The organism is Streptococcus sp. Z556 (genome assembly GCF_053010225.1).
Map to the genome: position 1 here is coordinate 115,668 of NZ_JBRKNU010000001.1, position 12,406 is coordinate 128,073.

Sequence of the window (12,406 nt, forward strand, 5' to 3'; positions counted from 1 at the left end):
GATAGAAAGACTGTAGAAGGATAACTGACGCAATCATCAGTATCCGAGAGAAATTTTACTTTATTTCACAGACTAACTAAAGGAGACACAATGGCAGACCGAGGCTTGCTAATCGTTTTTTCTGGTCCTTCAGGAGTTGGGAAAGGAACGGTTAGAAGAGAGATTTTTGAGAGTTCTGAGAATCAATTTCAATACTCTGTATCGATGACGACGCGTGCGCAACGTCCTGGTGAAGTGGACGGAGTAGATTATTTCTTCCGTACTCGTGAAGAGTTTGAAGAGCTGATTCGTCAAGGTCAGATGTTGGAATATGCAGAATATGTCGGTAACTATTATGGAACTCCTCTGACCTATGTCAACGAAACCCTAGATAAGGGAATCGATGTCTTTCTTGAGATTGAAGTCCAAGGAGCCCTTCAGGTTAAGAAAAAGGTTCCAGATGCTGTCTTTATCTTCTTAACACCACCAGATTTGGATGAATTGCAAGATCGTTTGGTAGGTCGTGGAACAGATAGCGCTGAAGTGATTGCCCAACGAATCGAAAAAGCCAAGGAAGAAATTGCCCTCATGCGTGAGTATGATTATGCCATTGTCAACGATCAGGTGCCCCTCGCTGCTGAACGTGTCAAGCGTGTGATCGAAGCAGAACACTTCCGTGTGGACCGTGTTATTGGTCACTACCAGGAGATGTTGCCAAAATCTCCAACTACTCGATAAACTATAGGAAACAGGTACAAGCAAATGATGTTAAAACCCTCTATTGATACCTTGCTGGACAAGGTACCATCAAAATATTCACTCGTAATCTTGGAAGCAAAACGTGCCCACGAACTAGAAGCAGGCGCACCAGCGACTCAAGAGTTTAAGTCTGAAAAATCAACTCTTCGTGCTTTAGAAGAAATCGAGTCTGGAAATGTAACCATTCACCCAGATCCAGAAGGAAAACGTGAAGCAGTTCGTCTCCGTATCGAAGAAGAAAAACGCCGAAAAGAAGAAGAAGAAAAGAAAATCAAAGAGCAAATCGCTAAAGAAAAAGAAGATGGTGAAAAAATTTAAGGTTGGGGGGACTCAATCTTATTTTTTCTATTGCAAGAATGTAGTGACAAGAAGGAGGTGAGAAAATGGCTATCGCAAAGATTATCGTGGATGTTCCCCTGATGCAGACGGACCAGCCCTACAGTTACAAGATCCCAGAGGAATTTGTAGAGATGCTGGAAGTCGGTATGCGGGTTCATGTACCCTTCGGCAAGGGCAATCGTTTGATCCAAGGGATTGTATTGGGTTTGGAGTCCCAGTCGGATGAAGAAGTGGCAGATCAGGACTTGAAAGAGATTGCAGAAGTCCTAGACTTTTCGCCCGTCTTGACCCAGGAGCAACTCTGGCTGGCTGAGGAGCTTCGTAAGTCAGTCTTTTCTTACAAGATCTCCATTCTAAAAGCCATGCTTCCAGGATTTTTAAACTCCAGCTATGATAAGATTCTCTATCCTCTAGAAGGCCTGAGTCAGGCAGACAAAGAGCGCTTGTTTGGTTCAGAAGATTCGCTAGCCTTTTCATCTCTAGATTTGGCCAAACAGGCAGAAATGATGCGCTTGACCAGAAAAGGGCTGCTCCGCCTAGAATACCAGGCTGTCGATCAGAAGAAGGTCAAGACCCAGTCTTGGTATGAGGTTGATGCTACTCGACTAGAGAAGATTGAGATTTCTGCGCGTGCTAAGAAAAAGGCAGAGCTGAGAGACTATTTGCTAGCTCATCCTGAAAGCGCTCCTCTAGCTAGTTTGTTAGATTCCTACTCGCGGGAGCAAGTCAACTTCTTTGTGGAGCAAGGAGCTCTAACCCTAGTCCAAAAGGAAGTGCAACGCTCAGCTGCTTATTTTGAAGGCATTGAAGCCAGCCAACCTTTGGAATTGAATCCAGAACAAAGACAGGCGCGTGATGCCGTTGTCAGTGCTATTGGCAGTCAGCAACCTCCTTTCCTCCTTCAAGGGATTACAGGAAGTGGGAAAACAGAGGTTTACTTACAGATTATCCAAGGAGCTTTGGACAAGGGCAAGACAGCCATTTTGTTGGTGCCTGAGATTTCCCTGACGCCACAAATGACGGAGCGTTTCATTGCTCGTTTCGGCGAGAAAGTAGCCATTCTTCATTCAGGCCTGTCCAATGGTGAAAAGTACGATGAATGGCGCAAGGTCGAACGTGGCGATGCCCAAGTTGTCGTTGGCGCTCGATCAGCTATCTTTGCTCCTCTGAAAAATCTAGGTGTCATCATTATCGATGAAGAGCATGAAGCTAGCTACAAGCAAGACAGCAATCCCCGTTATCATGCTAGAGAGGTCGCCATTTTACGAGCCCAGTACAATCAAGCGGCTCTGGTCCTTGGTTCGGCGACACCGAGCTTAGAGAGCCGTGCGAGGGCTGGAAAAGGTGTCTATCAACACTTACGTCTAAGCCAACGTGCCAATCCTTTAGCCACCATTCCTGAGGTTCAAGTGATTGACTTTCGTGACTATATCGGGCAGAATGAGACATCAAACTTTACACCTCCTTTGCTAGAGGCCATCAAAGAACGTCTGGATAAAAAAGAGCAGGTAGTCCTCATGCTCAATCGTCGGGGTTATTCTAGCTTTGTTATGTGTCGGGAGTGTGGGACGGTGGATACTTGTCCCAACTGTGACATTTCTCTAACCTTGCACATGGATACCAAGACCATGAACTGCCATTACTGTGGCTTTTCTAAGGGAATTCCTCATGTCTGTCCCAACTGTCAGAGCCGCAGTATTCGATACTATGGGACGGGGACTCAGAAAGCCTATGATGAGCTAGCAGAGCTTTTTCCTCAGGCACGTATTCTGCGGATGGATGTGGATACGACCCGTAGGAAGGGTAGTCACCAAGCTCTTCTTGACCAGTTTGGTCAAGGGCAAGCAGATATCTTGCTGGGAACTCAGATGATTGCCAAGGGCTTGGATTTTCCAAATGTGACTTTGGTCGGAGTGCTCAATGCGGATACGGCTTTGAATCTGCCTGATTTCCGTTCTTCTGAGAGAACCTTCCAACTCTTAACTCAGGTGGCTGGTCGTGCAGGTCGTGCGGAAAAGGCTGGGCAGGTCTTGATCCAGTCTTACAATCCTGAGCACTATGCCATTCGTTTTGCCAAGGAACAGGACTATGAAGGTTTTTATGCCTATGAAATGAGTATCAGGCGCCAACTCGGCTATCCGCCTTATTATTTCACTATTGGGATTACCCTCTCTCACAAGAAAGAAGAAGAGGTTGTCAAACGTGCCTATGAAGTCATGGGAATTTTGCGCTCAGGTTTATCGGAAACTAGTAAAATCCTTGGACCAACGCCAAAACCCATTGCCCGCACCCACAACCTTTACCATTACCAGATTTTGATTAAATACCGTTTAGAAGATGAGCTGGGACCAACCCTCAACCAGGTCTTGGCCTTGACCCAAGAACGGGAAAATAGCGAGCTTCGTCTCAGCATTGACCACGAACCGCAGCAATTTTTATAAGAAGGAGAAGAAATGACAAAACTAATCTTTATGGGGACACCTGATTTTTCAGCGACAGTTTTGAAGGGGTTGTTATCAGACGACCGTTACGAGATCCTAGCTGTTGTGACCCAGCCAGACCGCGCTGTCGGCCGTAAAAAAGTTATCCAAGAAACCCCAGTCAAGCAGGCTGCCAAAGAAGCAGGTCTTCCCATCTACCAGCCTGAAAAATTATCTGGAAGTCCAGAGCTGGAAGCTATTATGAATTTAGGAGCAGATGGGATTGTGACCGCTGCTTTTGGGCAATTTCTCCCAAGTAAACTTCTTGATAGCATGGACTTTGCGGTCAATGTTCACGCCTCCCTTCTTCCCAAACACCGTGGTGGTGCCCCCATTCATTATGCCTTGATTCAAGGGGATGAGGAAGCTGGTGTGACCATTATGGAAATGGTCAAGGAAATGGATGCAGGAGACATGATTTCCCGTCGCAGTATTCCTATCACTGATGAGGATAATGTTGGAACCTTGTTTGAAAAATTGGCAATCGTTGGTCGGGACTTGCTTTTGGACACCCTTCCTGCCTATATTGCTGGGGAGATCAAACCTGAACCACAAGATCCTAGTCAAGTCACTTTCTCGCCAAATATCAAACCAGAGGAAGAAAAGTTGGACTGGAATAAGACTAACCGTCAACTCTTTAACCAAATCAGAGGGATGAATCCATGGCCTGTTGCCCACACTTTTCTCAAGGAAGACCGCTTTAAGATTTATGAAGCCCTACCAGTAGAAGGTCAGGGAGCTCCAGGTGAGATCCTCTCTATTGGCAAGAAAGAATTAATCGTTGCAGCGGCTGAAGGCGCTCTATCTCTCAAGCAAGTGCAGCCAGCTGGGAAGCCCAAGATGGACATTGCTTCCTTCCTCAACGGAGTGGGTCGGACATTGACTGTAGGAGAACGATTTGGTGACTAAAGTAGAAACGGCTAGAAGTCTAGCTCTAGCAGTGCTAGAGGATGTTTTAGTTAACCAAGCATACTCCAATATTACCTTAAATAAACACCTCAAGGGGAGTCAACTCTCAGCAGCAGATAAGGGCTTGGTGACAGAGATTGTCTACGGAACGGTAGCCCGAAAACTCACTCTGGAATGGTACCTGTCCCACTTTATCCAAGACCGGGATAAGCTAGATAACTGGCTCTATACTCTGCTCCTCCTGAGCGCCTACCAACTTCGGTATCTGGATAAGATTCCTAATCACGCTGTTGTTAATGAAGCAGTGGAACTAGCCAAAGCCCGTAAAAAAGGCAGTGAGAAATTGGTCAATGCCGTCCTGCGTCGTATCTTACGAGAAGGCTGGCCAGATATTGACAGCATTAAGCGAAAAAATAAGCGTGATTCCATTGCCTATTCTCTCCCAGTTTGGCTAGTATCTAAGCTCAAGGAAGAGTACGGTGAAGAGCGAGCACAAGCCATCTTTAAAAGTCTCTTGGTACGCAGCAAAGCCAGTATTCGTGTAGTCGATTTGAGCCGAAAAGAGGAGATCAAAGCCGTGTTAGAGGCGAGTGATTCCCCTTTGGCGGCCACTGGTCTGGTCAAGGAGCAAGGCTACTTTGCAGGACATGATTTGTTCGCAGAAGGGGCTATAACCATCCAAGACGAGTCCAGTCAACTGGTTGCTCCGACTCTTGATCTGCAAGGCCATGAGCAGGTCCTAGATGCCTGTGCAGCTCCGGGTGGGAAAACAGCCCATATGGCTTCTTTCCTCACATCTGGTAAGGTGACGGCTTTAGATCTTTATGATCACAAGTTGGACTTGATCCAAGAAAACGCCCAACGTCTGGGTGTGGCGGATCGAGTGCAAACGCAAAAATTGGACGCCAGAAAAGTGCATGAGTTTTTTGAAAAAGACTCTTTTGATAAGATTTTAGTAGATGCCCCTTGTTCTGGAATCGGCCTCTTGCGCCGCAAACCAGACATCAAATACAATAAAGAAACGGCAGATTTCACGTCATTGCAGGAAATTCAGCTGGAAATATTAGGTAGTGTTTGTCAAACACTACGAAAAGGTGGTATAATAACGTATAGTACCTGTACTATTGTCTCTGAGGAGAACTTTCAAGTCGTTGAGGCGTTTTTAGAAAGTCATCCCGAGTTCGAGCAGGTTAAACTAGAACACGAATGTAAAGATATCCTGAAAGATGGCTGTATCCTGATTACTCCAGAATTGTATGGAAGTGATGGATTCTTCATTAGCCAATTTCGTAAGATATCAGATTAGGAAGGAACTGACACAATGGAAATAGCATTATTAACAGATGTTGGTCAGAAACGAACAAATAACCAAGACTATGTCAATCACTTTGTCAACCGAGCAGGACGCACAATGATCCTTTTGGCTGACGGGATGGGAGGGCACCGTGCAGGAAATATCGCTAGTGAAATGGCGGTAACAGACCTCGGCGTGGCTTGGGTGGATACCCAAATCGACTCAGTCAATGAAGTTCGTGAGTGGTTTGCTCATTACCTAGAGATTGAAAATCAAAAAATTCATCAACTAGGTCAGGACGAAGACTACAAAGGTATGGGAACTACGCTAGAAGCTATGGCTATTATTGACAACCAAGCTATCTATGCTCATATTGGAGATTCTCGTATCGGTTTGATTCGTGGAGAAGAGTACCACCAGTTGACCAGTGACCATTCCTTGGTCAATGAATTGCTCAAGGCTGGTCAGTTGACTCCAGAAGAAGCTGAAGCACATCCCCAAAAAAATATCATCACTCAGTCCATCGGACAAAAGGATGAGATTCAACCAGATTTTGGAATGATTACACTGGAGTCAGGAGATTATCTCTTGCTCAATAGTGATGGTTTGACCAATATGATTTCGGCCAGCGAGATTTATGATATCGTAACCAGCGATATTTCCTTAGCAGACAAGGCGGCAACCCTCATTCGTTTCGCTAACAATGCAGGAGGTTTAGACAACATTACGGTTGCCCTTGTTTACATGAACGAGGAGGAAGCAGAATGATCCAAATCGGCAAGATTTTTGCCGGGCGGTATCGGATTATCAAACAGATTGGTCGAGGGGGCATGGCAGATGTTTACCTGGCCAAGGATTTGATCCTAGACGGGGAAGAAGTGGCGGTCAAGGTCCTGAGGACCAACTACCAGACAGACCCGATTGCTGTAGCACGTTTCCAGCGTGAAGCGAGGGCTATGGCAGATCTGGACCATCCTCATATCGTTCGGATAACAGATATTGGTGAGGAAGAAGGTCAACAGTACCTAGCTATGGAGTACGTAGCAGGGCTTGACCTCAAGCGTTATATCAAAGAACACCATCCTCTTTCAAATGAAGAAGCGGTTCGAATCATGGGACAAATCCTCTTGGCCATGCGCTTAGCCCATACTAGAGGCATTGTTCACCGCGATTTGAAACCACAAAATATCCTACTGACACCTGATGGCACAGCCAAGGTCACTGACTTTGGGATTGCCGTAGCCTTTGCGGAGACCAGTCTCACTCAGACCAACTCGATGCTGGGTTCGGTTCATTATCTGTCACCAGAGCAAGCTCGTGGTTCTAAAGCGACCTTCCAGAGTGATATCTATGCAATGGGGATTATCTTCTATGAGATGCTGACTGGTCACATTCCTTACGATGGGGATAGTGCAGTTACGATTGCTCTCCAGCATTTCCAGAAGCCTCTTCCATCAGTCATTGCTGAAAATCCATCTGTCCCTCAGGCTTTAGAAAATGTTGTCATCAAGGCAACGGCCAAGAAATTGACGGATCGCTATCAGTCTGTTTCGGAGATGTATGTAGATTTATCGAGTAGTTTGTCATACAATCGCCGAAATGAACCAAAATTGGTCTTTGATGATGCCAGCAAGGCAGACACCAAGACCTTGCCTAAAGTTCCACAAAGTACACTGACGTCTATTCCTAAAGCGCCTGCGCAAGAAGAACGCCCTCAGCCAAAGAAAGCAACTCAACCAGTCGCTGAGCCAGCACCTGCACCAAAACCAGCCAAGAAACGGAAGTTTAAGGCTCGCTATATGATTCTTTTGGCTAGTCTTCTATTGGTTGCAGCCTCTTTGGTCTGGATTTTGTCAAGGACACCAGCAACGATTGCTATTCCTAACGTAGCTGGACAAACCGTTGCAGAGGCTAAGGAAACTCTTAAAAAATCCAAGTTTGAAGCTGGTGAAGAAAAGTCAGAGGCCAGCGATACAGTAGCAGAAGGACGTGTTATTCGAACGGATCCAGAAGCTGGTAGCGGCCGAAAAGAAGGGACCAAGGTCAATTTGGTTGTTTCTTCTGGCAAGCAATCCTTCCAATTGAACAATTACGTCGGACGCAAGTATACAGAAGTTGTAGCTGAACTCAAGGAGAAGAAGGTTCCTGAAAATCTAATCAAGATGGAAGAGGAAGAATCCAGCGAAAGCGAACCAGGAACTATCCTCAGACAAACCCCTGCTTCGGGTTCGACTTATGACCTTTCAAAAGCCACCACGATTACCTTAACAGTGGCCAAGAAGGTGACCAGTGTCAGCATGCCTAGCTACATCGGTTCAAGTCTCGAATTTACTAAGAATAATCTGACTCAGATTGTCGGAGTAAAAGAGGCTAATATCGAGGTTATTGAAGTATCGACTGCTCCTGAAGGAACAGCAGAGGGTACAGTTGTAGATCAAACACCAAAAGCTGGTGAAAAGGTTGACCTTGCTAGCACGCGTATCAAGATTTCGATTTACAAACCGAAAACACCACCGTCAACTTCATCCTCTAACTCTGCTCAACGAGGGAACCAGGGTTCTACAACAACACCAAATCAAGGGAACCAACAAGGTAATCAACAAGGTAATAATCCTCCAACTAATCAACCAAATAATGAAGGAAACCGCGAAAGTTCTCGAGATTAAACGAATCTTTGTCATGAAATCATGACAAAGATTTTTTTTAACAAGATTTTGTGATAAAATATAGGGAGTAGAAAAAAGGAGGAGAAAATGGACGAATCGAGAGAGTTGAATGCCGTCATTGATGTGATTATGCTAGCAGGAACCATTCTCTTGAAAAGTGGTTCGGAGATTCATCGGGTAGAGGATACCATGATTCGTATTGCCCATTCACAAGGGATTATGGATTGCAATGTACTTGCCATGCCCGCTGCTATTTTCTTTTCTATTGAAAATACTAATATTTCTCGAATGAAGCGAGTGACATCATCCTCCTATAACATCGAAAAAGTTTGTGATGTCAACCAAGTATCACGGGAGCTTGTCGGAGGACAGATTGATCTCTCGACAGCCTTTAAAAAGCTGAAAGAAATCGGCAATCAAGCCCTTCCTTATACTAAGTTCCAAGTAACCATCGCAGCGACCCTTAGTGCTCCCTTCTTCTCGATTATGTTTGGGGGAAATGTCTATGACGCATTTGGTGCTGCTATTGCGACCTTGTTTGGGTTTGCCTTCTCTCTCTACGTCGAGAAGTTTATCCGCATTCCTTTTGTAACAGCCTTTGCGGGAGCCTTTGTTTTTGGCTTGATTGCCCAGTTCTGGGCCCGCTACACTGGATTTCCTTCGACGGCAGACCTGATCATAGCAGGAGCAGTCATGCCCTTTGTTCCAGGGATCGCTCTGACAAATGCGGTTCGGGATATCATGACCAACCATATCAACTCTGGTATGAGCAAGATGTTTGAATCTCTGCTCATTACCCTCGCTTTAGGGGCCGGCACTTCGGTCGCCCTGGTTTTGATGACATAAGATGACTCTAACAAGTATTTTACTCCAAGCGGTGGCGAGTTTACTCGCCATTATCACCTTTTTAATCGTACTGAATGTCCAACGCTCCATGCTCCTTCCTGGTGGTATTCTGGGAATGGGCGTTTGGCTCCTCTATCTCGTTCTCAAAGAACCAACCAATGTCATCGTTGCAACCTTTATCGCAGCAGTAATTGGCTCTTGCATTAGCCAGATTTTAAGTATTGTCTATAAGACACCAGCGGTGGTATTTGTCTTGGCCATTCTTGCCCCCTTGGTGCCAGGTTATTTATCCTATCGGACGACAGCTTTCTTTGTGACAGGCGATTACAGTCATGCCCTTGCCAGCGCGACTTTGGTAGTTATGTTAGCCCTCGTTATTTCTATTGGAATGGCAAGTGGAACGGTAATTCTAAAGCTTTATTACTACATCCGAAAACAACGAGGAATCTCTTCCTAATGCAGTCAAAGAAAAGGCTTGATTTGGTGAATCAAGTCTTTTTTCTCTCTTTTGCCCCTATTTGTGATAAAATAGAATGAAACGATTTTTTACAATGAATGAAAAAACAGAGGTAAATATGACAATCGGTATTGATAAGATTGGTTTTGCAACCAGTCAATATGTCTTGAAATTACAAGACCTAGCAGAAGCAAGGGGAGTTGACCCCGAAAAATTTAGCAAGGGACTCTTGTTAAATGAAATTAGCATTGCACCACTGACTGAGGACATTGTTACCTTGGCTGCTAGTGCAAGCGACTCTATCCTCACAGATACAGATAAAGAAGAAATCGACATGGTCATCGTGGCGACCGAGTCAGGAATTGACCAGAGTAAGGCAGCAGCGGTCTTTGTTCATGGTCTGTTAGGCATCCAGCCTTTCGCCCGTAGCTTTGAAATCAAAGAAGCCTGCTATGGAGCAACAGCTGCCCTTCATTATGCCAAGTTACATGTGGAAACTTCTCCAGAGTCTAAGGTTTTGGTCATTGCCAGTGATATTGCCAAGTATGGTGTCGGAACTCCGGGCGAACCAACTCAGGGTGCTGGAAGTGTGGCCATGCTAATCACGCAAAATCCACGCATTATGGCCTTTAACAATGACAATGTTGCTCAAACGCGTGACATCATGGATTTCTGGCGTCCAAACTATTCAACGACTCCTTATGTCAATGGTGTTTATTCAACCCAGCAATATCTGGACAGTCTCATGACGACTTGGGACGAATACAAGAAGCGTTACGATTGGACCATGGGTGACTTTGCGGCCATCTGTTTCCACTTGCCTTATCCTAAGCTGGCCCTAAAAGGCTTGCGCAAGATGATGGACAAGACTCTTTCTCAGGAGAAGCAGGATAGTTTGCAAGAAAACTTTGACAAATCCATTCTTTACAGTCAGATGATTGGAAATATCTATACAGGTTCCCTCTTCCTCGGCCTCCTCTCCCTTTTAGAAAATGCAGAGACTTTGAAGGCTGGAGATAAAATTGCCCTCTACAGCTACGGAAGTGGAGCGGTTTCAGAGTTCTTTAGTGGTGAATTGGTCGAAGGCTATGAAGCTTATCTCGACAAAGAGCGCTTGAGCAAACTCCAGCAACGTACAGTCCTATCCGTTGCAGACTATGAAAAAGTCTTCTTCGAAGAGGTGCAGTTGGATGAATCTGGTTCAGCCCAATTTGCAGCTTATGAACATCAAGACTATGCCTTGGTGGAGATTGTCGACCACCAACGCCGTTATAGCAAGGTTGAAAAATAATGAAGATAAGTTGGAATGGATTTTCTAAAAAATCATACCATGAGCGCCTTGAGTTGTTGCGAGCTCAGGCGCTCCTTAGTCCTGAAAAGCAAACCAGTCTAGAGCAGGATGAACAAGTCAGCTTGGCTGTTGCAGACCAGCTGAGTGAAAACGTGGTAGGAACTTTTTCTCTACCTTATTCGATTATTCCAGAGCTTTTGGTGAATGGTCAGGATTATACAGTTCCTTATGTGACAGAAGAGCCGTCAGTGGTTGCTGCAGCTAGCTATGCCAGCAAAATCATCAAGCGAGCAGGCGGTTTTACTGCTCAGGTTCATCAGCGCCAGATGATTGGTCAGGTAGCTCTTTATCAAGTTGCTGAACCTGAACAAGCGCAAGAGAAGATTGTCAACAAGAAAGCAGAGCTCTTGGAACTTGCCAATCAAGCCTATCCCTCCATCGTCAAACGCGGTGGTGGGGCGCGTGATTTGCATGTAGAACAGATCAAAGGTGAAACAGACTTTCTCGTTGTTTATCTCTATGTCGATACCCAGGAAGCCATGGGAGCCAATATGCTCAATACCATGCTAGAAGCCTTGAAGCCGGTCTTAGAAGAACTCAGTCAGGGGCAGAGTCTCATGGGAATCCTGTCCAATTACGCGACAGATTCTCTAGTGACAGCAAGCTGTCGTATTGCCTTTCGCTACTTGAGCCGACGAAAGGATGAAGCCAGAGAAATAGCAGAGAAAATAGCTTTGGCTAGCCAGTTTGCGCAGGCAGATCCTTACCGAGCAGCTACTCACAATAAAGGGATTTTTAATGGTATCGATGCCATTTTAATCGCCACGGGTAATGACTGGCGTGCTATCGAAGCTGGGGCTCATGCCTTTGCCAGTCGAGATGGACGCTATCAAGGACTTAGTCGATGGAGTCTAGATAGGGACACAGAAGAATTGGTCGGTGAGATGACCCTACCTATGCCTGTAGCGACCAAGGGTGGCTCTATCGGTCTCAACCCCCGTGTAGCTCTTAGTCATGAACTACTGGGAAATCCTTCTGCCAAAGAATTAGCCCAGATTATCGTGTCTATTGGTCTTGCACAAAACTTTGCGGCTCTGAAAGCCTTGGTGAGTACGGGCATCCAGCAAGGCCACATGAAATTGCAGGCCAAATCCTTAGCTCTCCTAGCAGGTGCTAGTGAGACAGAGGTTGCTCCCCTCGTTGAGCGTCTCATCGCAGAGAAAACCTTTAACTTAGAGACAGCTCAGCGCTATCTGGAAAATTTACGATCATAAAAAAACTCAGACGCATTCGTCTGAGTTTTCTTGTGTTTATACTCAATGAAAATCAAAAAGCAAACTAGGAAGCTAGCCGTAAGCTGTACTTGAGTACGGTAAGGCGACGCTG

11 protein-coding genes are annotated in these 12,406 nt (G+C 45.6%); all 11 read left to right on the forward strand.

The window, feature by feature from the left end:
• Positions 1-90: 90 nt before the first annotated feature.
• The 11 genes from gmk (at position 91) to ACVC7S_RS00550 (ending at position 12,294) form a co-directional block, all read left to right on the forward strand.
• Positions 91-717, forward strand: a complete 627-nt coding sequence (gene gmk / locus ACVC7S_RS00500) for a guanylate kinase (protein ID WP_000775041.1) — start codon at positions 91-93, stop codon at positions 715-717.
• A gap of 24 nt (positions 718-741) precedes the next feature.
• Positions 742-1,056, forward strand: a complete 315-nt coding sequence (rpoZ, locus tag ACVC7S_RS00505) for a DNA-directed RNA polymerase subunit omega (protein WP_002874282.1) — start codon at positions 742-744, stop codon at positions 1,054-1,056.
• Between the two features lie 65 nt (positions 1,057-1,121).
• Positions 1,122-3,518, forward strand: coding sequence for a primosomal protein N' (locus ACVC7S_RS00510; protein ID WP_447265794.1), 2,397 nt, complete (start codon positions 1,122-1,124; stop codon positions 3,516-3,518).
• Positions 3,519-3,530: 12 nt separating this feature from the next.
• Entirely contained in the window at positions 3,531-4,466 is a 936-nt protein-coding gene (fmt, locus tag ACVC7S_RS00515; RefSeq protein ID WP_447265795.1) for a methionyl-tRNA formyltransferase, read from the forward strand.
• On the forward strand, positions 4,459-5,772 hold the full coding sequence (gene rsmB / locus ACVC7S_RS00520; RefSeq protein ID WP_447265796.1) for a 16S rRNA (cytosine(967)-C(5))-methyltransferase RsmB: 1,314 nt from the start codon (positions 4,459-4,461) through the stop codon (positions 5,770-5,772). Before fmt ends, rsmB begins: the two co-directional genes overlap by 8 nt.
• A gap of 15 nt (positions 5,773-5,787) precedes the next feature.
• The gene (locus tag ACVC7S_RS00525; RefSeq protein WP_000401534.1) at positions 5,788-6,528 is read left to right on the forward strand and encodes a Stp1/IreP family PP2C-type Ser/Thr phosphatase; all 741 of its coding nucleotides are present in this window, start codon (positions 5,788-5,790) and stop codon (positions 6,526-6,528) included.
• Positions 6,525-8,426: a Stk1 family PASTA domain-containing Ser/Thr kinase gene (pknB, locus tag ACVC7S_RS00530; protein ID WP_447265797.1), complete on the forward strand. Its 1,902-nt coding sequence runs from the start codon at positions 6,525-6,527 to the stop codon at positions 8,424-8,426. Before ACVC7S_RS00525 ends, pknB begins: the two co-directional genes overlap by 4 nt.
• A gap of 87 nt (positions 8,427-8,513) precedes the next feature.
• Positions 8,514-9,272 (forward strand): threonine/serine exporter family protein, encoded by a 759-nt coding sequence (locus tag ACVC7S_RS00535; protein WP_447265798.1) that lies wholly within the window; start codon positions 8,514-8,516, stop codon positions 9,270-9,272.
• A gap of 1 nt (position 9,273) precedes the next feature.
• Complete coding sequence (locus ACVC7S_RS00540; protein WP_000176905.1) at positions 9,274-9,729, forward strand: threonine/serine exporter family protein; 456 nt, start codon at positions 9,274-9,276, stop codon at positions 9,727-9,729.
• Positions 9,730-9,847: 118 nt separating this feature from the next.
• Positions 9,848-11,020: a hydroxymethylglutaryl-CoA synthase gene (locus ACVC7S_RS00545; protein ID WP_447265799.1), complete on the forward strand. Its 1,173-nt coding sequence runs from the start codon at positions 9,848-9,850 to the stop codon at positions 11,018-11,020.
• Positions 11,020-12,294, forward strand: a complete 1,275-nt coding sequence (locus ACVC7S_RS00550; protein ID WP_447265800.1) for a hydroxymethylglutaryl-CoA reductase, degradative — start codon at positions 11,020-11,022, stop codon at positions 12,292-12,294. The genes ACVC7S_RS00545 and ACVC7S_RS00550 overlap by 1 nt, the downstream gene beginning before the upstream one ends.
• Positions 12,295-12,406 lie beyond the last annotated feature (112 nt).